Here is a 25,364-nt window from a genome sequence, read left to right on the forward strand (position 1 = left end):
TAAATATACTTAATTCTTAATTTTAATTTGAATAAATTGAAAAATAAAACCTTGTCTTTGCCTAATAAAAATACGATATATCAGGATGTTCCATCAGGATTAAAAGTATTGCTTGCTGAAATAAACCATGCAAAAGCAAAGGTATTAATGAGCGTACTGATAAATGAGCAATATGATATCTATCATGTTGCTCATTCTGGCGTACCTTTATTAAGAGATGTTAAACAGCTAAACCCAGACGTTATCATTATTGATATAGAATCTCCAAACAGAGATATGCTTGAAAACCTCAATAAAATTTCTCAATTCGCCCCAAAACCTATCGTAGTTTTTTCAGAACAACAATGTGCCAATACTACCATTAATCAGATGGTCAAATCAGGGGTTAGTGCTTATGTGGTAGGGGAAGTTAACCAAACAAGAGTGAAGTCAATTATTGATGTGGCTATTGCGAGATTTGAGCTTTTTCAAGGACTAAAACAAGAACTTGCTGACACTAAACAAAAATTGTCTAGCCAGAAAAGTATCGATAAAGCTAAACGTTGGTTAATGGAAACAAAACAACTGTCTGAAATAGATGCGTATCACTTCATTCGAAAAATAGCGATGGATAACAGCCAGAAAATGGATGATGTTGCCAAAAACATCCTTTCTGTTGCTAGCATTTTTTAGATATTTAAAGACGTGTTAAAGAATTGTAGAGAATATCAATTATGTTTAATATTGAAAAAAAAAATATAACCCTTGGCTTTATGCCATTAACAGATAGTGCCCCCTTAGTCATTGCTCATGAAATGGGATTTTTCGAAAAATGGGGGCTTAACGTAAACCTAACAAAACAAAATTCTTGGGCCACATTAAGAGATAAATTGCATAGCGGAGTTATTGACGCCGCCCAAATGTTAGCCCCTATGCCCATTGCCTGTAACTTAGGTTTACACGGACAAAAGTCAACCGTGATTGCCCCAATGATATTGAGTCGTAACGGTAATGGCATCACGTTATCGACTAAACTCTACCAAAAAATATTATTACAACACAATACCAATGAGATCAGTATGCCATTTTCGGCCAATATATTGAGACATGAAATAGAGCAACGAAAAAAAGAAGGTAATAAATTAACCTTCGCTGTCGTTTTTCCTTATAGCTGTCATCATTATCAACTTGTTGAATGGCTAAAGAATAGTGATATCGATCCATCAGACATTAATTTATTAATTGTACCTCCTTCAAACATGGTGCCATCTATGCATTCAGGGGATCTTGATGGCTTTTGTGTCGGTAGTCCTTGGAATGCTAAAGCGGTTAGAGAAGGTGTTGGCATCACAGGTGTTACTTCTTCTGACTTATGGGAAGATTCACCTGAGAAGGTGCTTGGATTAATGTCTGATTGGCAAGTTAAGCACCCAGAAACAACATTTGCTTTAGTATCTGCTTTATATGAAGCATGCCAATGGCTTGAAAATATTCCCAATCGCTTTGAAGCAGCGAGGTTCTTGAGTCGTGCAAAGTATTTAGACACACATATCGACGTAATTGCGCCTTCATTAATGGGGGGTTGCCTAACCCTTAACAATACATCACCTCGTAAAGTAGAAAGCTATCAACAATTTTCGACATTAGGTGATCCCACATTCAATAGGCCAGCACATCATTACGGTGAAAACATTGCCAAATTAATGCAAGCGTGTGGACACATAAACAGACAACAAATAACGGATCTAGACATTGCTTCGATCTACAGGGAAGATATTTATCAAGCTGTAATATATAAGAATAAGTAGAGCCTTTATTAAAATGAAGTATCTGCCTACAGGCCTATAGACACCAAAATAGTGCAAACACTTCTCACTTTTGGAGCAAATAGAGCAAAGCATTTAATAAAAAACACATGTAACAAAGTAAATCACTGATTTTAAATACAATTAATAGGTGGCACTAATTGTGCTTTATAGTTAATAGCGTTTTCATGTTAATTCAATCAACAGCGGTTGTTTTAACGATAAAGTGAAAATTGACTCAAAACTTATTTCGTTAAAACTAATCGCACTGCAACGACGTAGTCATTATTAGTTTGGCATTGAAGCCCACAGTACTCGGATTGTATCCGAAGTACTGTGGGCTTTTTTATTTGGAGAAAGGTATTTTGAAAACGACTTTAAAAAATGAATGTAAAAAATTATGCCGTACTGTTATTGCAGGACTATGTATTTCTGGCTCCCTACTGACTTCGTCTTTGCAAGCAGCAGAGCTAGGCTACCCAGAAAAAGAAGAACTTAAATTTGGTTTTATTAAATTAACCGATATGGCCCCTATCGCTATTGCTTATGAGAAAGGATTTTTTGAAGATGAAGGCTTATACGTCACGATTGAATCTCAAGCTAACTGGAAAGTATTACTTGATGGCGTTATAGATGGTCGATTAGACGGTGCTCACATGCTTGCTGGCCAACCCATTGCAGCAACGATTGGTTACGGGACTAAAGCTGAAATCATCACGCCTTTTTCAATGGACTTAAATGGCAATGCGATTACTGTTTCTAATGAAATTTGGAAGCAAATGAAGGTCAATATTCCTAAGCAAGCCGATGGAAGACCTGTTCATCCTATTAAAGCTGATGCCTTAAAGCCTGTTGTAGAAAAGTATCTTGATGAAGGCAAACCTTTCAACATGGGTATGGTGTTTCCAGTGTCGACACATAACTACGAGTTACGCTATTGGTTAGCGGCTGGTGATATTCATCCTGGATTTTACGCTCCTCATAAAGGTGATACATCAGGAAAGATTGACGCACAAGTGCTGTTGTCAGTAACGCCTCCTCCACAAATGCCAGCCACAATGGAAGCCGGCACTATTTATGGTTATTGTGTAGGTGAACCTTGGAACCAACAAGCCGTATTTAAAGGCATTGGTGTGCCGGTCGTTACCGATTATGAAATTTGGAAGAACAACCCGGAAAAAGTATTTGGTATTACTAAAGCCTTTGCTGAAAAATACCCAAATACCACCATTCGTTTAACACGCGCATTGATTCGTGCCGCTAAATGGTTAGACGAAAACAATAATGCTAACCGTCCAGAAGCAGTGAAAATTTTATCTCAATCGAACTATGTTGGTGCTGATTACGACGTTATCGCAAACAGCATGACAGGGACTTTCGAGTACGAAAAAGGCGATGTGCGTTCAGTACCTGACTTCAACGTATTCTTTCGCTACAACGCCACTTATCCTTACTACTCTGATGCTATTTGGTATTTAACACAAATGCGTCGTTGGGGACAAATTAGCGATGACAAACCTGATAGTTGGTACAAAGATATTGCCGCACAAGTTTATCGTCCTGATATTTACATGGCTGCAGCGCAATCATTAGTTGATGACAAGTTATTGTCTAAAAGCGACTTTTCAGACTTAGTCGGTGAAGACGGTTTCCGTGCTCCTCAAAAACACTTTATTGACAACATTGTTTATGACGGTACTCAACCAAACGCCTATATAAACAAGTTTAAAATTGGCCTAAAAGCCGGTGACAAACTTTAGAACCTTGTCGTATTTTAGCCAGTACTTTACTAAGTAGTTATGCGCTGTCCATTAACCGGCAGCGCATAAAGGAGAACAAAAATGACTGCTGTAATTAATAAAAAAATATTAGGTATTGTGCCAATGAGTAATAACAAAATAATCGGGTCCTTTATTTCAGAAAAGGCACAAGCGTTGATATTACCTATGGCCGGTATATTCTGTTTTATGCTGCTATGGTCGTTTACGGCAAGTAGCATTGATACTTCGCTCGGAAAATTCCCTGGCCCCAGTGCAGTGGCTACTCAAGTAGTTAATTTAATTGATGAACATAATGCTGAACGCGACAAAGAAGATGCTTTTTATATTCGCCAGGACGAACGAAATAAAGTGCGCATGGCAAAAGATCCAAGCTATCAAGCTAAAATACGAGTTTATACCGGTAAAGAAACATTTCTAGACCAAATATTCACCAGTTTAGTGACGGTAGTTAGTGGCTTTTTAGTGGCTGCTGTTGTTGCTATTCCCTTAGGTATTGCCATTGGTTTAAGTAAAAATTTAAATACGGCAATAAACCCTATTATACAAATTTTTAAACCCGTATCTCCTTTGGCTTGGCTACCGATAGTAACCATGGTAGTCAGTGCACTTTATGTATCTCCTGATCCTATGTTTGCTAAATCTTTTATCACCTCTTTAATCACAGTAACTTTATGTAGTCTTTGGCCTATGGTCATCAACACTTCTTTTGGTGTGGCTTCAATAAATCAAGACTGGGTGAATGTCAGTAAAGTATTAAGCCTGCCTAAACACGTACATATTCAAAAAATTGTTTTACCTGCTTCCATTCCTGCCATTTTTACTGGCATGAGAATGTCATTAGGTATTGCTTGGATGGTACTTATTGCGGCTGAAATGCTGGCACAAAATCCAGGGTTAGGAAAGTTCGTTTGGGATGAATTCCAAAACGGCAGTTCGCAATCCCTTAGTCGCATTATGACCGCAGTATTAACCATAGGCCTTATTGGCTACATGCTTGATAGAACCATGCTGCAACTGCAAAGAATATTGTCTTGGGACAAATCAAGCGCACAACTTTAGCCAATATAGGATTAAGGAAATCACATGAGCATTATTTTAGACATCAGCAAAGTAGATATGGTATTTCCAACCCCTAAAGGCGATTTTACCGCGTTAAAGGGTGTTGATTTACAAATAAAAAAAGGTGAATTCATTTCACTTATAGGTCATTCAGGTTGTGGTAAATCAACCGTATTGAATATTGTTGCCTGTTTGCACAGAGCAACATTAGGTGGCGTATTATTAAATAACAAAGAAGTAACAGAACCCGGCCCTGAACGTGCTGTTGTTTTTCAAAACCATTCATTATTGCCTTGGTTAACCGCCTATCAAAATATTGAGTTAGCGGTAAAACAAGTCTTCAAAAATAAAATGTCTTCAAGCGAAATGAAAGAATGGATCGAACATAACTTACGTTTAGTTCATATGGATCATGCAAAAGACAAGCGTCCTGATGAAATTTCAGGCGGTATGAAACAACGTATTGGTATTGCCAGAGCTTTAGCAATGAAACCAGAAGTACTTTTGATGGATGAACCTTTTGGTGCGCTCGACGCTTTAACGCGAGCTCATATGCAAGACTCATTAATGGAAATTCAGCAAAAGCTTAACAACACCGTCATCATGATCACCCATGACGTAGATGAAGCTGTTTTATTATCAGATCGCATTGTCATGATGACCAACGGGCCAGCCGCGACAATAGGCGAAATATTAGACGTCAACTTACCTCATCCAAGAAACCGTTTAGCGCTAGCAGAAGATGTTGAATATAACCGATTGCGCTCAGCTGTTTTAACTTTTTTGTATGAAAAACAAAGAAAAGTTGAAGTTATTCCTACAGCTAAATCGGCTAAATCAACTGAAAAAGCTGAAGTAAAACAAAAGACGTCCAGTGTTGCTTAATACATTTCGCTAAATTAAAAAATTATAAAAATAATTTAAAAAAACTTTAAGGGATAAACCATGAAAAACGTTCATACATTCTCAAAAATTACGGCAGTGATTTTGTTAGCAAGTGCCAGTGCTTCAGCAACCGCAAATAGCGAGACTAAAGCTAAAGCCAGTATAGATTTAAACTTGCGATATGAAAAAGTTGATCAAGACAATACCAAAAAAGATGCCTCAGCGTTAACGCTAAGAACTCGTCTAAATTACACCAGTGCTAGCTACAATAATTTTACCGCAGTTGTTGAATTTGAAGACTCACGCCAAGTAGCGGGTATTAACAAGTATAACGATGCCGTGGGTAATAATACTCAATATTCTGTTATTGCCGATCCAGAAACGACTGAATTAGACCAAGCTTATGTGCAATACAAAAAAGATGGGATCACCGCTAAAGTCGGTCGCCAAGTACTGACCTTAGATAATCATCGTTATGTTGGGCATGTAGGATGGCGTCAAGATAGACAAACATTTGATGCCGCGACCATAACTTATGACGCATTAGACAATGTAAAAATGAGCTATAGCTACATTAATAAACGTAATCGTATTTTTTCCAATGAAAAAGATTTTAATGCAAAAGACCATTTACTTAACCTCGCCTACAAAACGAGTTATGGCAAACTAACCGTTTACAGCTATCTCTTAGAAGTTGATGAAGGAACCGCTAATAGCTTAGATACTTTCGGGGTGAGTTTTAACGGTAAAAAAGACAAGTTTTCATATTCAGCCGAATTTGCTACTCAAGATTCAGAAAGCGGCGCAACTGACTACTCTGCAAGCTATATGGCCATAGAAGGCGGCTATAGCTTTGATGCGGTAACTCTTAAATTAGGTGCAGAAGTTCTAGGCAGTGATGATTCAATGGTTGGGTTTTCAACACCCCTGGCGACACTGCATAAATTCAACGGTTGGGCAGATCAGTTTTTAGGTACACCAAAAGAAGGCTTGGTTGATCTTTATGCCTCTGTGTCAGGTAAAGCATTCGGCGGCGGTTGGACAGTGACAATTCATGATTATTCTGCTGATGAATCAACCGATACGGTTGATGATTTAGGTAGCGAAATTAATGCCGTTTACGCGAAAAAATTCGCTAAGAATTATAAGGCAGGCTTAAAGTATGCGGCTTACTCAGCAGGCGATTCTACTGCAGGTAAAGTTGATACAGATAAAATTTGGCTTTGGGTAAGTGCAAATTTTTAGCTCTCCAAACACACTTATAATGATAACGCTCTACAGGTTTGTTAAGCGTTATCACAAATTGTAAACCCATATCACTATTGCAGCAGGTAAATAAAATTAGCTCAAGTAACCAACAAATCATAGAGAAACAAAAAGTTGTCGTGGTCGGTAACGGCATGGTGGGTCACCATTTTGTTGAGCAATTGGCTCAAATGAACACAGCTGTTCAAGCCATTGAGATAACCGTTTTGTCAGCAGAGCCTCGCCTTGCTTATGACCGTGTTCACCTTTCAACATACTTTAGCGGTAAAACAGCGGCAGATCTGGCCATGGCTGACGAAAAAACTTACCAAGATTGGACGGTAAATTTTCAAACTAATGCCAAAGTTGTTGATATCGATCGCAGCAATAAGCATGTTGTCACGCAAAACGGCCAAGTTATCGCTTATGACAAACTCATCTTAGCCACTGGCTCTTATCCTTTTGTACCGCCTATTCCAGGAAAAGACCGCGAGCATTGTTTGGTTTATCGCACCATAGATGACTTAGATAAGATTCAGGCCAGCGCAAAGGTCAGTAAAGTGGGGGTGGTTATCGGCGGTGGTTTACTCGGCCTTGAAGCTGCAAATGCGCTAAGCCACTTAGGCTTAAAAACCCATGTCGTTGAATTTGCATCACAATTAATGGGGGTACAAATTGATGCTGGTGGCGGTCGCTTATTAAAAGAAAAAATTGAAGCTTTGGGTGTTGAGGTGCATACATCAAAAGCCACCAGTGTAATTGAAGACGGCGAAATCTGTCGTTATAAACTGTGTTTTAGTGATAATACCGAGCTAGAAACTGACCTTATTTTATTTTCCGCAGGTATTCGCCCTTATGACAATCTAGCTAAATCATTCGCGCTTGAAATGGGTGAACGAGGCGGTATTGTGATTAATGACCACTGCCAAACCTCAGATAAAAATATCTATGCGATTGGCGAATGTGCGCTTTGGAACAACTTCATTTTTGGTTTAGTGGCGCCGGGTTACCAGATGGCTAAAGTGGCGGCAAAACATATTATGGGTGAACAAACCTTGTTTACCGGTGCCGATATGAGTACCAAATTGAAACTCATGGGTGTTGAAGTAGGCTCAATAGGTGACGCTCACGCAAAAACAACCGGGGCAATAACCTATACCTATCAAAATCAACCGGCTGGCGTTTACAAGAAAATTGTTATCTCTAGTGACAAAAGCAAAATGCTTGGCGCAGTATTAATTGGTGATACCCGTGAATACGACACGTTATTGCAATATATGCTTAATGCCATAGATTTACCTGAATCACCCGAAACGCTGATATTGCCTTCATCAGGTGAACAGCCAACATTAGACGTTGGTGCACTACCTGATAGCGCGATTATTTGTTCATGTCACCAGGTCACAAAAAGCAATATTATCAGCTCAATCGATCAAGGAGCTTATACCCTAGATGATATTAAAATTTGTACTAAAGCCAGTAGCGGATGTGGCGGTTGTAGCGCTTTATTGAAAAATCTGGCTGAGGCAGAATTTGCAAGCCGTGCTGTGAAAGTTAAACAAGATATTTGTCTAAATGTCATCGAATAAAATTCGAACATAAATAAATAAACAAAACATCCCATATAAAGCGGGCTGTATATCATTCTCTGTTTTAAAGGTAAATTTTATGAGTTGTTCTCAATCGTCACATATTGTTCAATCAACTTGTGCATACTGTGGTGTAGGTTGTGGTATTGATATTACGGTTAACAATGGCAAGGCCAGTGCATTAGTCGGCACCATAGAGCACCCAGCCAACTTTGGACAGCTGTGCGTTAAAGGTACCAATTTATTAGCCACCACAGATTTAACCAACCGCTTGCTTGAGCCACAAATAAATAATAAAACGGTTGATTGGTCAACAGCGACAAATCATGTTGCCGATAAATTTACACAAATTATTAAAGAGCATGGCGCTGATGCTGTGGCTTTTTATGTCTCAGGACAGCTACTGACTGAAGATTATTATCTGGCGAATAAATTAATGAAAGGCTATATAGGTTCAGCCAATATAGATACCAATTCACGCCTTTGCATGTCTTCAGCGGTTGCCGCTTATAAGCGCAGTTTCGGTGAGGACGTTGTACCATGTAGCTATGACGATTTAGACAGTACAGAGCTTTTATTAATTACCGGCTCTAATGCCGCTTGGACCCATCCGGTATTATTTCAACGTATTGAACGTGCTAAAAAACGTAATCCAGCGATGAAAATTGTGGTTATTGACCCGCGTAAAACCGCAACCTGTCAAATAGCTGATTATTTTTTACCGATAAAGCCAGGCACTGACGCCGCATTTTTTAACGGTCTTTTAAACTACTTAAGCGCTAACAATGGCTTAAATAATGACTATATTGCACAGCATACCCAAGGTTTCGAACAAGCTTTATTAGCAGCAAAAAAATGGTCACTCGCTGAAGTATCAGCCTATTGCGATATTGACCAACAAACCCTTGCCAGTGTCTATCAATTATTTGCCGACACTGAAAAAGTACTCAGCTTTTATTCAATGGGCATTAACCAGTCAAACTCAGGCACTGATAAGTGTCAAAGCATTATTAATTGTCATTTAGCCACCGGAAAAATAGCCAAAGACGGTTGTGGGCCTTTTTCTATCACAGGTCAACCCAACGCTATGGGCGGTAGAGAAGTGGGAGGTTTGTCTAATCAATTAGCCGCTCATATGGATATTGAAAACCCTGAACACCGCTCAACAGTGCAACGTTTTTGGCAATCCCCCACTATCGCTGTTAAAGCAGGTTATAAGGCGGTTGATCTGTTTGACGCTATCGATGAAGGTAAAATAAAAGCGGTCTGGATAATGGCAACTAACCCGATGGTAAGCTTGCCCAACGTTAAAAAAATAGCCCAAGCATTAAATAAATGTGAATATGTTGTGGTCTCAGACTGTGCTGAAAACAATGATACGTTAGACTTTGCTGATGTAAAACTACCGGCAACGCCATGGCTAGAAAAAAACGGTACCGTTACCAACTCAGAGCGCCGAATTTCACGCCAAACTAATGCTATAGCTCCGAGCGGACAAGCAAAGCACGACTGGCAAATTATTGCGGACGTTGCCACGGCCATGGGTTTTTCAGGCTTTAACTATTCACACGTTAGTGAGGTATTTAGAGAGTTCGCTCAACTGTCAGGTTTTGAAAACAATGGCAAACGTGTCTTTGATATCTCTGCATTTTCAGCCATTACTCCAAAACAGTATAACCGTTTAAAGCCTCTACAATGGCCAGTTAATGATACCTATCCTGAAGGCAAAAAACGTGTTTATGAAGAGGGTAAGTTTTCTACCCTTTCAGGTAAAGCTGTCTTTTTTCCTATTACGCCACGCCAGCCAACTCAAAAATTATCCGCTAAATTTCCCTTTAGATTAAACAGTGGTCGATTAAGAGATCAATGGCATACGATGTCTCGAACCGGTAAATCTCCTCAGCTCACCGCTCATACCGATAAATGTTACCTTTATATTAATCCTGATGACGCGGCGCGATTAAGCATAGTAGATGATGAAATAGTCAATATTGCATCAAACACTGGGCAAGCAAAAGTGCATGCAAAGTTAGATAAAAACCAGCGTTCTAATGAATGTTTTATGCCTATTCATTGGAATAAGCAATTTGCGTCTAGCGCAAATGTTAACAACTTATATGAGAGCATTACCGACCCGTTTTCTGGTCAACCTGAAATGAAGCATGGCGCGATCGCATTAAGCAAAACAGATTTTGCCCAGTTTGGTCAACTTCATCTTAGCGAAGAATTTATCGTGCAATGCCAAATGAGTAATGACTTTTGGAGTAAAGCACGTACCCATTATGGCCTTAGTTATCAATTTGCTAATATTGAACTTGAAAGTGACCTTTTAAATTGGTGTCAAACAAGCAGCCATATATCTGGTGAGTGGCACCAATTTAGCCAAGCAGGCACCTCTTACATTATTTGCTTACAAGCCAATAAATTAGTTTTCTTGTGTTATGTGTCAACAACACAGCCCCGTATTGAAAGCGCATGGCTTAATTATGCTTTTGGTCAGTCATCTCTAAGCGAAGCTAATATTAAATCTTTACTCGCAGGGACTTCAAGTGAAGAGTTCTCCAAAGGTAAACAAATTTGCAGCTGTTTTAATATTGGTGAAAAAGACATTGTAGGCGCAATTAAAGGCGGCTGTAGTTCTGTTGAACAATTAGGAGAGGGGTTAAAATGTGGCACAAACTGTGGTTCATGTAAATCAGAATTAGCTGCATTACTTAGTGAACATCACATCGATAAAGCCACATTAATTAACAGCTCCTGGGGAGAATAATGGATAGCGCTTGCCAGTAAATGTAAAGCTTGTGAGCACTATCAGATTATAATATGACATTTTAGCTATTATTAGATAAAATGTCGGCAGACTTAAATAAACTGGCGATGGTCAGTTGTGCCTAAATATGAAATATAATGCCAATTCAAACACCTGTTAAACGCCCGAATACCTTTTTAGAACTCCTATATAATATTGCTATTCCATCGATTATTTTAATGAAACTTTCGACAGATGAGTATTTAGGCACTGTACCGGCCTTAATTTTTGCCTTATTGTTTCCACTCGGTTATGGCTTGTATGATTTCATTAAAAACAAGTCGATGAATTTTATTTCCTTATTAGGATTTTTCAGTACCTTGTTAACGGGTGGCATAGGTTTATTTGAACTGGACGTTGAATGGCTCGCTATCAAAGAAGCTGCCATTCCATCTGTTATCGGCATAGTTGTGCTGATATCTGGTTTTTGGGGAAAACCCTTAATTGCTAAAATATTATTAAATCCACTGTTATTTAATTTAGATTTAATCTATCAAACGCTAGCAAGCAAAAACAAAACTGATCAGTTTAAAGCAAGAATTCAGTGGGCAAATCATCTTTTAGCTTCAACCTTTGTTTTTTCTGCCACGATGAATTACCTATTAGCTAAATGGATTGTTATTAGCCCCGCTGGCACAGTAGAGTTTAATGAGCAACTTGGCGAAATGACACTGTTAAGTTATCCCGTGATTGCCATACCTTCAATGGTGATGCTAATTGCAATTATGTTCTATGTGGTAAAAAGTACCATGAAATTAACAGATTTAACGTTAGAAAAAATATTAAACGGTGAGAAATAACCCCCTAATTACCGATTAATTATAGACGGATGTAAGTGGCTAACCCTCGACCTACTCCGTCTATTTTCAATAAAGTCAATTTTTGTATTGCTCAGTTAATAACCCTGTACTATTTTTCTTTAGTCATTAACCATTCAGACAATAACCTCACCCCAAAACCTGTACCGCCGGTGGGTACTTCATCTTTTGCTTTACTGCTAAGCGCATTACCGGCAATATCAAGATGAGCCCATCGTACATCGCCAACAAAGTGCTGGAGAAAACTAGCTGCTGTGGTTGCACCTGGCCCACCTGAACCGGTATTCTTTAAATCAGCAATGTCCGTTTCAAGCATATCTTTATACCCTAGCGGTAATCGCCATAAATTTTCATTCACTTGTTTACCTGCAAAGGTTAATTCGGTAACTAACGCTTCGTCATCTGAGAATAAACCAGCATAACGATCACCTAATGCTCGAACTTTTGAGCCCGTTAAAGTGGCTAAATCTATCATGATTTCTGGCTTGTAGTATTGACGCGCATACCAGAGTGCATCAGATAAAACCAAGCGCCCTTCTGCATCTGTATTAACCACCTCAACCGTTAGCCCTTCTGCTGTTTTAACGACATCACCAGGTGCTATAGAAAATTGAGAGACCATATTAGCTGCCATCCCCATGACAGCAACAACATTCACTTTAGCTTTATTTAAAGCAAGTCCCTTAATAGTCCCTAACGCTGCAGCTGCACCGGCCATATCCGACTTCATTCGGGCAATAGATGCGCCGGTTTTAATACTATAGCCACCAGAGTCAAAGGTAATACCTTTTCCCACTAAAGCGATCGGTGCTTCATCGTTGCCTTGATAATGGGCAACAACTAAACGTGACCCTTCTTTACTACCACGGCCAACAGCCTCAAGTGCTCCCATACCTAATTTTTTAATCTGTTTAGGCGTTAACACTTTTATTTCAACACCGAGTTTTTTTAACTCTTTTGCCGCATTAGCAAAAGCAACAGGTGTCATCTCAGTGGGAACTTCACTGGTTAAATCTCGCGCTAAAAAGACACCTTGCTCGATATTAGCTAATGGGGCATACGCTGCTTGAGCTTGCTTGCCATTTTCAACATCAAACATAAACGTTTTTTCACTACGCTTTTCATTGTGATACTGCTCAAAACGATGAGCACGTAAACTTACACCATGTGCCAATAAAGATGCGGCAGTATTGCTAGACACTAAATCATCAGTTGATACTTTAATAACCTGAGTTAATTTAGTGTCTAACTTAGCCAATAAGTTACCGCCCAAAGCGGTCAACTTATCTTTACTCAGTTGTGCTTGTGGGCCTGTTCCAACAATTAACACACGCTCATAATGTAAACCATAAGGTGCAACAACTTGTAAAAAGCTACCGTACTCACTGCTGAAACCTTCTGCTTTCACAGCTCTACTTAAGTGACCTTGACTTTCCTTATCGAATGCAGAGAAATCACTATTTTTCCCCTCTTTTGTGTGAAAGATAACTAAGGTATCTGCAACCGTTGAAACAGAATCTGCAAAAGTTATTGTTTCTGCCAATACCGTTGTGCTAGCAAGCATAGCGCCTAAAACAACTGAGATGGTGGTACGTTTTAACAACATAAAAACCTCTATTTAATGGATAATAAGAATAATATTAAGATATACGACAATAAAGTCATATTAGTTCAATGACTATTCCAAGGAAAATATTCATATAAAATAGGATTTTATAGCGATCAATTAAAGATTAATATGATTGATTTTTATCTGGTATTTAATAAAAAACATTATCAATGTATGTCTTTTTTAAAATGGTGTTAATTACCTATATTTAGGGCGGCATAACCGTTTATACTTTCTTGCTATTAATATTTGATTTGGATTTAACATGATTGATTTTCGCTCTGACACCGTAACAAGACCCTCCTTGAAAATGCGTAATGCAATGTCACAGGCAGAGGTTGGTGACGATGTTTATGGTGACGACCCAACCGTAAACGAATTAGAGCAATGGTCTGCCAAACGTCATGGTTTTGATGCTGCACTCTTTTGTAGCTCGGGGACACAAGCAAATCTACTCGCCTTAATGGCACACTGTCAGCGAGGCGACGAGTATTTGTGTGGCCAACAAGCCCACAATTACAAATTTGAAGGTGGTGGCGCGGCAGTACTAGGTTCAATTCAACCGCAACCGATAGAAAATGAGAAAGATGGCACCCTTTGCTTAATTAAGCTTGCCCAAGCGATTAAACCCGATGATTCGCATTTTGCTCACACAAAACTGGTTAGCATTGAAAATACCATAAATGGTAAAGTACTGCCGCTACACTATTTAGCAGAACTGCGCGAGTTTGTTAATAAGCATCAATTAAGTTTGCATTTAGATGGCGCGCGCGTATATAACGCTGCGACCGCATTAGACGTAGATATCACTGAGATAGCCCAATATTTTGATAGCATGTCGATTTGTTTATCTAAAGGCTTAGGCGCACCAATTGGCTCATTACTACTAGGTTCAACGCAAATCATCAAGCAGGCAAGAAGATGGCGAAAAGTACTGGGTGGCGGAATGCGTCAAGCCGGTATTCTCTGTGCAGCAGCTAAAATAGCGTTAACCGAAAATGTTGAAAAACTTAAAGTTGACCACGAAAATGCTTATTACTTGGCAGAGCAACTTAATAAAATAAGCGGGTTTACTGTTAATGTAGAGCAAGTCACCACTAATATGGTCTTTGTAAAAGTCGACAGTTCTATCGATATTAATACCATGGCTAACGCGCTAAAAACAAAAAAAATTCTAATATCCCCCAGTGAAAACATGCGTTTGGTAACTCACCTAGATATTAGTAAAGCAGATATTAATAGCTTTATTACAGCGGTAAAAAATCACTTAACGAGCGTAGCTTAAATTTTTAACTAAAAAGTAAATATTGTGCTATTCGTAATAGATTATTTTGATTAATTATCTATACTCGATATATCAAATAAATTATATGCGAAAAATCAAATGGATAAGTCTCGTAGAAGCGTGATTAAGAAAATAGCCTTAGGCGGCGCGGCAACCATAGCCATTGCCAAAGCGCCCTATGTATTTGCGCGCAATAAGGTGACCTTACGCATTTTGGGTACGCATGTAACATTACAAGAAGAATTACGACAAAAAGCGATGGAAGACCTAGGGATAAATTTGATATTTGAGCCTAAAGGTAGCGCTGCAGTTTTACAAAAAGCGTCAATGTTTCCTCAGTCATTTGATCTCTATGAGCAATGGTCAAACAGTATTAATGTGCTTTGGCGCTCTGGTGCTATTCAATCGATAGACAAAAGAAGAATAACCCATTGGGATGAAATTAATAACCTAAGTAAAACAGGAAAAATAACGCAGTCGGCGAAACTCGGTGACGGCGATGCACCTTATAAAATATTACACGTACAAAAAAACAATCAATTAGGCGAAAACCATACCAACGATTTAAGTTTCTTACCCTATGTGCATAATGTTGACTCTTTTGGCTACAACACTGACTTTATTAAAAAAGGCATACCTTACGAGACTGAAAGTTGGGGCTGGCTATTAGATGAAAAATACAGTGGCCGTGTCGGTATTATCAATGCGCCGACCATAGGTCTTTTTGACTTAGCTCTCGCCGCACAAGCTAAGAATCTAATGTCATTTAATAATATTGGCGCCATGACCAAGCCAGAATTAGACAAACTTTTTGGTATATTAATAGGATTGAAACAAGCAGGTCACTTCAGTGGTTTATGGACTTCGGTGCCTGAGTCGATTCAATTTATGAAATCGGGTCGTGTGGTAATAGAAAGCATGTTTTCTCCTGCTGTAGCCTCACTAAACGGGATGAATGTGCCGGTAACTTACGCTGCACCTAAAGAGGGTTATCGCGGTTGGCACGGAGTCATGTGTTTATCTAAGGCGACAACTGGCAAGGTAAAAGACGCAGCCTATGATTATATGAATTGGTGGCTATCTGGTTGGCCAGGTGCTTACATTGCCAGACAAGGCTATTATATTTCAAACCCTGAGCGTACTGCTCGCTACCTTTCTCCTCAAGAGTGGGATTACTGGTATGACGGAAAACCCGCCGCGATCGACTTAAAAGGTACTGATAATAAAGTATCTGTTTATAAAGGAAATATTCGTCGCGGGGGCAGTTATGAAAAACGATTTAGCAATGTTGCTGTTTGGAATACCGTTATGCCAACCTATGACTATAGCCTGCAAAAGTGGTATGAATTTATTAATGCTTAAACAATCAAATTTTTATGCCAATATAATAAGCATTCAAACTCAAGGGTGCCAGTAATGTTTCGAAGTTTAAAAACACAATTGATGCTTTCGCTCGCCCTCATTATTTTACTTTTTATCGGCCAGGAGACTGTTTCGTATCAGAACCAAAAACGATTAGTAACGGGCTTAGCCTCTAATCAAGAAATAGTTGATGGAGTCGTTCAGGTTAAAGCATTAGAGAAAGATGTTTTAGATTTACAGCGCAATGTGCTTATTTATAAAGAAAATCAAGCTTCTTCAGTATTAAAACGATTAAATGACATTATGAGTTCGGTAACGGGGAAATTAGCTATAACCTCGCTCTTTATCGAAAAAAATAACATTGGCACCGATCAGCAAGTCGCGATAGAGAGTATGCGCGATCACTTAAAAGCTTATCGAGAAAACTTTGATTCGGTTGTCTTACTCATCGATAAAAAAAGTGAATTATTTAATAAAACTATAGTAACTCACTTAAGCCATCTAAATACCATCACCGCTGAGGCATCTAATGGTATTCATCTTAACCAATCTATTCAAACGACTCATGTAACAACCAAGAGACTTGCAGATCTGACTTCGGCCCTACAACTTTCGGCTTATCAATACTTTATCCGACCTAATACTGAGAATATTACCAACTTTCAGTCTATTTTTAGCCAAGTAGAAAGTACCGCAGCGCCACTTAATATCGATGGCTTTACTTCAACATTAACCGCTTTATCTAGTGACTTTAATTTGTTGACGCAAGTAACCCGAAATTATAATTACTTAGTCAATGTGGTTATGTCTGGCTCTGCTAACGAATTTTTATATTTAGCAAAAAATTTAAGTGAAGTTGCTTTAACCCATCTTGATTCAAGTAACGCTCAGCTGAACACCCTAGTTGAAGAGTCTGTTATTCGTGGCAATATTATGTTTATTCTTGGTATTTTCCTGACCAGTCTTATTACTGTCTATATTTTGAAAAGACTTATATTTCCAATAGAAAAAGTAACTCAAGTATTTAATGCACTTGCTGAAAATAAAATAATTAATGAAAAGCTTGAACTTAACGTTAATCGCAAAGATGAGATAGGTCATCTAATGAAATCGGCGACTATATTTCAATTAAAAAACAAACAAACCAATGATTTATTACAACAGTCACAACAATTAAATCAACAGCTGGTTCTATCACAAAAAAGGGCTGAACAGGCAACTAAAGCAAAAAGCATGTTTTTAGCAAATATGAGTCATGAAATTAGAACACCAATGAATGGTGTGGTTGGTATGCTGAGTTTATTATCTAACACGCCACTAAATGATGAACAAAAAGAATATATTAATTTGGTAAATTCGAGCTCTGAATCATTGTTGACCTTAATTAATAGTATTTTAGACTACTCTAAAATTGAATCAGGAAAACTAGCAATAGAAAGTATTCATTTTAATGTCACTGATATTATTAACGAAGTGGTCATAATAATGAATGCACTTGCTGAAAAAAAATCATTAGTACTTAACATTAGGTCGATGTCACTTTCACAAAAGACCGTTATTGGCGATCCTACAAGACTTAAACAAATACTGATTAATCTGCTAAGTAATGCCATTAAGTTTACCGAGCAAGGCACTATTGACCTTGAAGTTGAACTGACAGAAATAAATAAAGAACAACTTAACTTCTCGTGTAAAGTCAGTGACACAGGTATAGGCCTTTCAGAAGAACAGCAGCAGAATATTTTCACTCCATTTTCTCAAGCTGATAATTCAACCACTCGAAAATATGGCGGTACAGGTTTAGGTTTAACGATTGTAAAACAGTTATGTGAACTTATGTCCGGAGGTATAGATATAAAAAGCACCTTAAATAAAGGTAGCTGCTTTTCCTTTTATTTAGTTTATCAAAAACCAGAAAATGATATTACTGACAGTGTTGAGCCAGACATCACAATTAACCCGGTTAACTTATCCTTTAAAAAAATACTTTTGGTGGAAGACAATAGAATAAATCAAATTGTTGCCACTAAAATTCTAACCAAATTAACGTTAAGCGCCGACATAGCCGTAAATGGTATTAACGCGCTAGAAAAACTAAACTCGTCTAGTTACGATTTAATTTTGATGGACTGTCAGATGCCTGAAATGGACGGCTATCAAACAACTAAAGCTATTCGAGCCGGTGAGGCAGGGAAAGAGCATCAAGATATTGCGATTATCGCTATGACTGCCAATGCGATGAAAGGAGATAAAGAAAGGTGTTTAAGTGCCGGTATGAACGACTACCTGGCTAAACCCATTGATATCAATAAACTCCACCAAAAACTTACGTTTTGGATGAATAAAAATAATAAAACGTCATAAAAATAGGGTTTTTAGTATTAATGATGTGATAAAAATCATCAATACTAAAAGTTAAATCGGCGTGTGACTAAGACGACAAGGCCTAAAGTAAAATACCCCATGTTGACGGTTCAGGTACGCAGTGGGTATTGGCTTAGTACCGGCAAAGGATATTTCAATGCGGGTAATATCACTAAGGCCATTAAAACCAATAAATTGTAAAAAATAATTTTTCTATTATTTTCACACCACTTATTTATCTTTAAATTTCCATTGCATTATGAATTTTTTTGCAAATTGCAAAGGAGAATAATCTCGTACCCATAATCGATGATTATTGATATTCTATAAACTCTAGAAAAAGCTAAAGTGCATGATTAGCTCATTAATTGTTGAATGCTTATTTAAGGTCAAAGCGTTAAATAAGTCTCTTTAAGGCAACATCTCAGATTTATTTTGTGCATAATAGCGCCTCTGCACTTTTAACATCGAGCCATTATATGAAAAACAACATAGTTGACTTACAAGGTAAGCTAAACGCATTACTGCTTTCTTACCGTGATAGCTTTGTCGAGGGTGCTGTAGCCGATTATATTCCTGCTCTTGCTAGTGTAAAAGCCGATTTTGCCGGCATCGCAGTCGCGACCATTGACGGAAAAACAGTTGGCGCCGGTGATTATCAGCACGCTTTTTCTATTCAAAGTATTTCAAAAATATTTGGTTTAATAATGGCGATGAATCGCCTAGGTGATTCTTTGTGGCAACGCGTGAGAATGGAGCCTTCAGGTCAACCTTTCAATTCTATTATTCAGTTGGAGTGGGAAAAAGGTATTCCCAGAAACCCGGTAATAAATGCGGGTGCTTTATTAGTGGCTGACGTATTAACCAGTCATTATTCAGCAAGTAAGTTGGCTTTTTTAGGCTTTGTTAGGAAGCTAGCAAACAATGAAGACATTCGCGTTGACCTTGAAGTTTATCAATCTGAATTCACCCATGGTAATCGTAATGCCGCCCTAGCCTACTTAATGAAAAGCTTTGGTAATATTGAAGCCGAAATTCCAGATGTACTCAGCCATTATTTTACTCAGTGTTCAATTAGCATGAGTTGCGAGCAGCTCGCGCAAAGTTTACTATTTTTAGCCAACAAAGGTGTCGACCCATTAACGAAACGGGTTATTTGTAGCCCAAAAGATGCACATCGCGTTAATGCAATATTATCAACCAGTGGTATGTATGATCAATCTGGTGAGTTCGCTTTTTCTGTCGGCTTACCAGCTAAAAGTGGTGTGGGTGGTGGTTTAATTGCTATCGTGCCAAATTATGGCGTGATCTGTACATGGAGCCCACCGTTAAACAGTTTTGGTAATTCTGTTGTTGGTATGAAGTTAGTAGAAGGTATTGCAGAAGAATTAGGCTTGTCTATTTACCATTAATCGCTGGCATCAGCTATTTGTGTCTTAAATACCTAGGTTAACTAAAAGCAGCACGTTTCTAGTTAAAAACGGCTGCTCAAAGTCACTTATTGTGCAAGTATATAATTATTGTTGAAAACGATAAACTGCACCTAAAGATAAGATTTGTGAAAGTTCATCTAATGCCGTGCGTGACTCAATAATTAATTGTGGGTCTCGTAAATCATCTATGACTAATTTGTCGCGATAATGACAATTAACCCAAGTCACTAATCGGTTATATAATGCTGGTGTTAGCAAGCAGTCAGGATTAACCCCAAGTAACTCTTGCTCGGTGAGCGCAACTCTTAGCCGTAAACATGCCGGACCACCACCATTTTTCATACTTTCATTGACATCAAAAAACTCAACATGATTTATTGGGTTATCACCAGCAATTAATGTTTGTAGGTAATGATTAACCTGACTATTTTCCCGACAATGCATCGGGGCAATAATAGCCATAGAATTATCAGCTAATGTGACAATTTGAGTATTAAATAAATACGTATTAACCGCTGCTTCAATCGACACTTGCTCGGTTGAAACTTCAAGAAAGTGCAGTTTATCGCCGTTATACTTTCGAGTGACTTCGGCTTTGAATTCTGCCGTATTTAAATATGCTTGCTCATGGTAAAGAAAAACATTCTGGTTACCGACGGCAATCACGTCATTATGAAAAACACCTTGATCGATAATATCGGGGTTTTGTTGAACAAAAACAGCTTTATCTTCAGAAAGGCCATGTAATCTTGCGATCGCCTGACTCGCCTCCAACGTTTGACGAGCAGGAAACTTAACGGGTGCTGGTTTATTTCGATTAAAAGCATAACGACCATAAGTAAAGATCTCTATACCAGCATCTCCATAACCTTCACATAATCGCGTATGGTTAGCAGCCCCTTCATCACCAAAGTGTTCATTATCGTTAAGGTGCTGATGATGCTGAAAATACTTATCATCGTTGAACATAGCTTTAAGGATTTTACTGGTCGTTTCAGGTTCGAGTGAACGATGAAACTTATTCGCTAAATTAGCTGAGGTAAAATGGACCTTTTTATCAACCGTATCCGCTGATGGTGAAACGGTTGCTGCATTGGCTGTCCACATCGTTGATGCAGAACAACAAGCGGCGAGTAGTGTTGGCGAAGCTTTATAAGCTGCTGACAATATTTGCGCATCGCTGCCGTGAAAGCCCAATCTTTTAAGCGTATAGAGGTCAGGACGTTCTTGAGGAGCAAATACGCCTTGTTTTAACCCCATATCATGCAATGCTTTCATTTTTTTCAAACCTTGCAAGGCTGCTTCTTTAGGGTTTGAGCTGTTATTAGTATTTGATAATGAGGCAACATTCCCCTCAGAAAGACCCGCATAATTATGGGTTGGGCCCACTAAACCATCAAAATTCACTTCAAAACTTTTCATTATTACCTCAACCTTTTAATCGTTTTTTTAATTTTTTTTAACATCATAGTAAAATACGCACCAATCAAAATATTGATCATCAATATATAAAAATTTTATATTAACGTTTAATTTATCAGTAGTCATAGCGTCATTAACTGAACATAACCTGCAACAATCTATAATGTAAATAAAGCGCGTAAGTTATAAATACCATAAGGGCTATAAGCCCGAAAACACTTATTAATTGTATAAAAATTGATAGATGAAAAAAGTTAACCTATCAGATGAATTTATCTCGTTTGCTGTGACTGACGAATCAATTTACGATGCATTTGTATTTTGAATCTTCCCCGATTCTTTAATAGTACTGCTTATATTGTTAAATTGTTTCATTTTAAGGACATCATTTGATGTCCTTTTTTTTTAGCTTTTTTTTAGCTAGGCGATTAAATAAGCTAACTTTTATAAAATGGATCTTACTTACTGTCCCTAGCGAATAAATTTCTAACGAATGAGCATTATTGATCTCAATTATACTGAATACTGACACTTGCTAATAATTTTACAACGCCCTTGATTACACTATGTTGATGGGTAAAAAATACCTTTTTAATAGCATGATTTATTCCCATTTAATTTTATAGGTGAAAAATATTGATCCATCGAATGAATTTATCTCGTTTGCTGTGCCTAATAAATAGATTTACGATGCAGTTGTTTGTTGAGTCGCTCTAATAATAATTTATAGATTCTTTAAAAACACCTGTTTGTATTGCTAAACTGCTACATTTAAGGACATCATTGATGTCCTTTTTTTCTGCTTATAATTCTATAAACAAATTGTTCTTATAGTGCAAATGAACCAACATGGTGCAAACCGAAAAAAACGGCAGCTTTATAAAAAAAGTATTAATAATAATATCAACTAGTTACACTTCGGTATAACTATTGCTATTACTAGTTGTCTTCATCAATTTATTTTACTCACATGCCTATTCAAACACCCATCCGTGGTTTACGGTCATTCTGCGTGGCTTCAAAATGTTTAAGCTTCAAACATGCTGCCGCACAATTGTTTTTAACACCTTCAGCGGTTAGCCATCAAATAAAACAGCTAGAGGAACAATTAGGTTTTGACCTCTTTAAAAGAGGAACACGTTCAATAGAGCTAACCAGTTCAGGGAAACAGTTTTATCAATCTATTCAACCGATAATTCATCAGCTTGAATCAACAATTTCGGAGTTCACTCATAATCAACAAAATAAAACTATTGTCATTAGTTTGCCTGAGTTTTTTGCCAGTGAGTTATTTATTCCCCAGTTAAGTACATGGTCTGAAAAAAATCCAGAAATAAACTTACAATTAGAAACGATAAAATCAGGCAGTGAGCCCTCACAAATTGCTGATTTATCAATAGTATTGGCGAATGGCAAGCCAAATGCGAGTATTGTTCATGAATTATTCCCTGTGCGTTATACCCCAGCTTGTAATAAAAAACTTTATAAAAAACTTAAAAGCATGGGGACTTCGGCATTAAGAAATACCCCACTGATTTTACATCGCTCTCGTCCTTGGTCATGGCATCAATGGGCCGACAACGTCAATATTAATGATTTTGATCCAAAACAAATTATACAGTTTGACAGTATGTTTGGCGTTGCACGAGCGGCTCAACAAGGAATGGGCATAGCATTAGTGCCTCTTCCGATCAGTAAAACATGGTTTACTGAACAGTTATTAGTAAAACTCTTCGATGAAGAACTCAATACCAATGACAAATACTATTTGATCCAACATGAAAATATGGAAAATAAAACTGAGCTAACTTTATTTGCTGACTGGGTTAAAGAAACCTTCGCCAATAACAACGAATAACGACGCCAATGATAGATGAAATTTATTCACTCAATACGTCGATTTTAATCGTTTGTCTCGCGAAATGAAAATTTCTATAGTTGACCTGCATCAACCGGATGCGCTTTTAAATAGAGAGAAAAAAAATGAAAACTACATTAGCTTTATTAACCCCATTATTGATAACTTTACTAGTAAGTAACCCTGTATCAGCTTTTGAAAGTGACACCGCATTAAAAGTTGCGGTAGTTAAAGATGCCAGAGGTACTCAAGATATTGTTAAAGGCAATTTTAATAAAAGCATTATGAAACTCACTAAACGCCATCAAGATGAAAGTTCGTATAACAGCCATATGAGTTTATGTGTTGCCTATTTGCAAGCTGATAATGCAGAACAGTCAGAGTTAGCATGTACTGCGGCAATCGACAGTATTGAAGCCATGAACTTAAATAACACCATTGGACTTTACCTTAAGTCATTAAGTTACAGTAATCGTGGTATTTCAAGGTACAAAAACAATGATATTAGCGGTGCCCTAGCTGATTTAAACCAAGCGATATTAATTGATGAAAACACAATTACGTTAGGTAACTTAAAAATTATCAAGCAAAAAGCATATCGATTGGCATCACTTTCAGAAACCTCACCACTGATTGCAGATTAATCAATAACTTAACACTAGATTTCAGGAGATATATCATGATCAAACGCATGCTAAACAGTATTTTATCTTTTACCAGTTTACTCATTAACATCAAGCACTTATCTGTGAGTCAGTGGGATATTGAAGAAACAGAGAATAGCCAAAATTTTAACGAAATTCGACAACCAAGGTAAATGAATGGCTTATTTAATAAACGGTAGCAGCGCAAGCAGAAATCGCTAAATATTTCAGGATATCAATGGCGTTGCTACTTTCCCACCCAGCTTACTCATAATATAAACACCTGTAGGTTAACCCTATTCGACTTACTAATCCCCCCTAAATAATATTTATCATCAAAGTAGAGTTTAATGAATTATATAAGTGTAATAGATAGATATCATGAATATCACAATGCTATTCATGAACTTATGGCGTCAATCGTCGCTGGAGCCTTTGATGAAAACTTTTTTAAAGACGAAACCCTGCTACAAACTTCAATGCTCTGGCTAACTAAACATTACCCTTTTATTGAGTTGATGTTCACTTTAGATAGCGATGGCGTTCAAAGTAGTAAAAATATTTCTAAGAAGAATAATATAAATAAAAGTATTGCCGAAGGCCTTGGGATAGACCGCTCTTATCGCCCCTATTATATAAAGGCAGATAAAAATAATACCATCATTGTTACTGAGCCTTATTTATCAACCTCTAGCCATAATCTATGTATTTCTACATCAATGAAATATGCTAATAAAAATGGTGATGTTATTGGTGTATTGGTGATTGATATTAACTTAGCTCAAGCCATTGAATTTTTAATGGGGGATGTAAAAAGAAAAAAATTCCATCCTTTTTTCGTCAGTGTCTATTCATGTATTGTCGTTGGACTATTCTTTATTGTCGGTATTCTTTTATATTCTGCCGGTAGCGAAATAGTTAATTTATTACTCTCACCAACCCCTGAAGATCTACAAATAAAACCTTTTGGTATTATTATTTTTCTGACCTTAGCACTGGCCATTTTCGACTTAGGCAAAACAACGATAGAAGAAGAAGTGTTAATGCAAAAAGATATATTACGCCATAGTTCAACAAGACGAACAATAACTCGATTTATTGCCACTATCTTAATTGCCGTTTCAATAGAAGCTTTATTGCTAATGTTTAAGTCAGTACTTGGCTCCCCTGAATATTTAGTTAATGCTGTTGCTATGATGGCTACTTCAGTTGGCCTACTTGTTGGTTTAGGCCTATATGTTTACCTTGGCGCAAAAGCAGAAACACTACTAAAAAAATAACACTTTCCAATGAAGATAATAAAAAAAGATTACCTTAGTGTCTATTTCATTTAAATGGCTGACAATATTCACTGTTATTACTGACAGAAGTTATTTAAGGTTTTACTAAAATCATGTCAGTTTATCTTTAGCAATAT

At 37.6% G+C, this 25,364-nt stretch carries 18 protein-coding genes and 1 pseudogene; 17 read left to right on the forward strand and 2 right to left on the reverse strand.

What is annotated here, in order from left to right; all coding sequences use genetic code 11:
- Window positions 1-36: 36 nt before the first annotated feature.
- The 9 genes and pseudogenes from H4J70_RS04880 to H4J70_RS04920 all read left to right on the forward strand — a co-directional run bounded on the left by H4J70_RS04880 (window position 37) and on the right by H4J70_RS04920 (window position 11,952).
- Complete coding sequence (locus H4J70_RS04880; protein WP_259366313.1) at window positions 37-672, forward strand: ANTAR domain-containing response regulator; 636 nt, start codon at window positions 37-39, stop codon at window positions 670-672.
- A gap of 41 nt (window positions 673-713) precedes the next feature.
- Window positions 714-1,787, forward strand: coding sequence for a CmpA/NrtA family ABC transporter substrate-binding protein (locus tag H4J70_RS04885; RefSeq protein ID WP_182250712.1), 1,074 nt, complete (start codon window positions 714-716; stop codon window positions 1,785-1,787).
- Between the two features lie 410 nt (window positions 1,788-2,197).
- Window positions 2,198-3,544, forward strand: coding sequence for a CmpA/NrtA family ABC transporter substrate-binding protein (locus tag H4J70_RS04890; RefSeq protein ID WP_182213585.1), 1,347 nt, complete (start codon window positions 2,198-2,200; stop codon window positions 3,542-3,544).
- 123 nt (window positions 3,545-3,667) lie between these two features.
- Complete coding sequence (locus tag H4J70_RS04895; protein WP_404842485.1) at window positions 3,668-4,624, forward strand: ABC transporter permease; 957 nt, start codon at window positions 3,668-3,670, stop codon at window positions 4,622-4,624.
- 24 nt (window positions 4,625-4,648) lie between these two features.
- Window positions 4,649-5,509, forward strand: coding sequence for an ABC transporter ATP-binding protein (locus tag H4J70_RS04900; protein WP_182221102.1), 861 nt, complete (start codon window positions 4,649-4,651; stop codon window positions 5,507-5,509).
- A 60-nt stretch (window positions 5,510-5,569) separates the two neighbouring features.
- Window positions 5,570-6,754: an alginate export family protein gene (locus H4J70_RS04905; RefSeq protein WP_182250714.1), complete on the forward strand. Its 1,185-nt coding sequence runs from the start codon at window positions 5,570-5,572 to the stop codon at window positions 6,752-6,754.
- 116 nt (window positions 6,755-6,870) lie between these two features.
- A pseudogene (gene nirB / locus H4J70_RS04910) lies at window positions 6,871-8,325 on the forward strand (nitrite reductase large subunit NirB); the annotation flags it as partial.
- A 97-nt stretch (window positions 8,326-8,422) separates the two neighbouring features.
- Window positions 8,423-11,113, forward strand: coding sequence for a nitrate reductase (locus tag H4J70_RS04915; protein ID WP_182250715.1), 2,691 nt, complete (start codon window positions 8,423-8,425; stop codon window positions 11,111-11,113).
- A 137-nt stretch (window positions 11,114-11,250) separates the two neighbouring features.
- Window positions 11,251-11,952: a VC0807 family protein gene (locus tag H4J70_RS04920; protein WP_182230000.1), complete on the forward strand. Its 702-nt coding sequence runs from the start codon at window positions 11,251-11,253 to the stop codon at window positions 11,950-11,952.
- 109 nt (window positions 11,953-12,061) lie between these two features.
- Here H4J70_RS04920 and H4J70_RS04925 read toward each other — a convergent pair whose 3' ends face one another.
- Window positions 12,062-13,576 (reverse strand): leucyl aminopeptidase, encoded by a 1,515-nt coding sequence (locus tag H4J70_RS04925; RefSeq protein ID WP_404842484.1) that lies wholly within the window; start codon window positions 13,574-13,576, stop codon window positions 12,062-12,064.
- A 268-nt stretch (window positions 13,577-13,844) separates the two neighbouring features.
- Here H4J70_RS04925 and ltaE point away from each other — a divergent pair, with 268 nt between their 5' ends.
- The 4 genes from ltaE (at window position 13,845) to glsB (ending at window position 20,002) form a co-directional block, all read left to right on the forward strand.
- The gene (gene ltaE / locus H4J70_RS04930; RefSeq protein ID WP_182213401.1) at window positions 13,845-14,864 is read left to right on the forward strand and encodes a low-specificity L-threonine aldolase; all 1,020 of its coding nucleotides are present in this window, start codon (window positions 13,845-13,847) and stop codon (window positions 14,862-14,864) included.
- Window positions 14,865-14,963: 99 nt separating this feature from the next.
- Window positions 14,964-16,226 carry a PotD/PotF family extracellular solute-binding protein gene (locus tag H4J70_RS04935; RefSeq protein WP_182213400.1) on the forward strand — a complete coding sequence of 421 codons (1,263 nt, stop codon included), beginning with the start codon at window positions 14,964-14,966 and terminating at the stop codon, window positions 16,224-16,226.
- A 54-nt stretch (window positions 16,227-16,280) separates the two neighbouring features.
- A complete protein-coding gene (locus tag H4J70_RS04940) occupies window positions 16,281-18,590 on the forward strand; it encodes an ATP-binding protein (protein ID WP_182221106.1) in 2,310 nt (769 codons plus the stop codon).
- A gap of 479 nt (window positions 18,591-19,069) precedes the next feature.
- On the forward strand, window positions 19,070-20,002 hold the full coding sequence (gene glsB / locus H4J70_RS04945; protein WP_182221107.1) for a glutaminase B: 933 nt from the start codon (window positions 19,070-19,072) through the stop codon (window positions 20,000-20,002).
- A gap of 105 nt (window positions 20,003-20,107) precedes the next feature.
- On the opposite strand, the gene astB is transcribed toward glsB, so the two are convergent.
- The gene (gene astB / locus H4J70_RS04950) at window positions 20,108-21,445 is read right to left on the reverse strand and encodes an N-succinylarginine dihydrolase (protein WP_182221108.1); all 1,338 of its coding nucleotides are present in this window, start codon (window positions 21,443-21,445) and stop codon (window positions 20,108-20,110) included.
- 976 nt (window positions 21,446-22,421) lie between these two features.
- On the opposite strand from astB, the gene H4J70_RS04955 reads away from it, so the two are divergent.
- From H4J70_RS04955 to H4J70_RS04970, 4 genes are all read left to right on the forward strand, one after another.
- On the forward strand, window positions 22,422-23,303 hold the full coding sequence (locus H4J70_RS04955; protein WP_231907471.1) for a LysR family transcriptional regulator: 882 nt from the start codon (window positions 22,422-22,424) through the stop codon (window positions 23,301-23,303).
- A gap of 125 nt (window positions 23,304-23,428) precedes the next feature.
- Window positions 23,429-23,947, forward strand: a complete 519-nt coding sequence (locus H4J70_RS04960; protein WP_182229999.1) for a hypothetical protein — start codon at window positions 23,429-23,431, stop codon at window positions 23,945-23,947.
- A 35-nt stretch (window positions 23,948-23,982) separates the two neighbouring features.
- Window positions 23,983-24,120, forward strand: a complete 138-nt coding sequence (locus tag H4J70_RS04965) for a hypothetical protein (protein ID WP_182229998.1) — start codon at window positions 23,983-23,985, stop codon at window positions 24,118-24,120.
- Window positions 24,121-24,297: 177 nt separating this feature from the next.
- Window positions 24,298-25,227, forward strand: coding sequence for a PDC sensor domain-containing protein (locus H4J70_RS04970; protein WP_182213396.1), 930 nt, complete (start codon window positions 24,298-24,300; stop codon window positions 25,225-25,227).
- Window positions 25,228-25,364 lie beyond the last annotated feature (137 nt).

It is taken from the genome of Colwellia sp. BRX8-9, from assembly GCF_014077245.1.
Lineage (GTDB): Bacteria > Pseudomonadota > Gammaproteobacteria > Enterobacterales > Alteromonadaceae > Colwellia_A.

Bases quoted from the DNA above. Each gene is read 5' to 3' on its own strand.
- H4J70_RS04885 (WP_182250712.1), top strand. From the start codon at position 714: ATGTTTAATATTGAAAAAAAAAATATAACCCTTGGCTTTATGCCATTA.
- H4J70_RS04895 (WP_404842485.1), top strand. From the start codon at position 3,668: ATGAGTAATAACAAAATAATCGGGTCCTTTATTTCAGAAAAGGCACAA.
- H4J70_RS04900 (WP_182221102.1), top strand. From the start codon at position 4,649: ATGAGCATTATTTTAGACATCAGCAAAGTAGATATGGTATTTCCAACC.
- H4J70_RS04905 (WP_182250714.1), top strand. From the start codon at position 5,570: ATGAAAAACGTTCATACATTCTCAAAAATTACGGCAGTGATTTTGTTA.
- H4J70_RS04915 (WP_182250715.1), top strand. From the start codon at position 8,423: ATGAGTTGTTCTCAATCGTCACATATTGTTCAATCAACTTGTGCATAC.
- H4J70_RS04920 (WP_182230000.1), top strand. From the start codon at position 11,251: ATGCCAATTCAAACACCTGTTAAACGCCCGAATACCTTTTTAGAACTC.
- H4J70_RS04925 (WP_404842484.1), bottom strand. From the start codon at position 13,576: ATGTTGTTAAAACGTACCACCATCTCAGTTGTTTTAGGCGCTATGCTT.
- ltaE (WP_182213401.1), top strand. From the start codon at position 13,845: ATGATTGATTTTCGCTCTGACACCGTAACAAGACCCTCCTTGAAAATG.
- H4J70_RS04935 (WP_182213400.1), top strand. From the start codon at position 14,964: ATGGATAAGTCTCGTAGAAGCGTGATTAAGAAAATAGCCTTAGGCGGC.
- H4J70_RS04940 (WP_182221106.1), top strand. From the start codon at position 16,281: ATGTTTCGAAGTTTAAAAACACAATTGATGCTTTCGCTCGCCCTCATT.
- glsB (WP_182221107.1), top strand. From the start codon at position 19,070: ATGAAAAACAACATAGTTGACTTACAAGGTAAGCTAAACGCATTACTG.
- astB (WP_182221108.1), bottom strand. From the start codon at position 21,445: ATGAAAAGTTTTGAAGTGAATTTTGATGGTTTAGTGGGCCCAACCCAT.
- H4J70_RS04960 (WP_182229999.1), top strand. From the start codon at position 23,429: ATGAAAACTACATTAGCTTTATTAACCCCATTATTGATAACTTTACTA.
- H4J70_RS04965 (WP_182229998.1), top strand. From the start codon at position 23,983: ATGATCAAACGCATGCTAAACAGTATTTTATCTTTTACCAGTTTACTC.
- H4J70_RS04970 (WP_182213396.1), top strand. From the start codon at position 24,298: ATGAATTATATAAGTGTAATAGATAGATATCATGAATATCACAATGCT.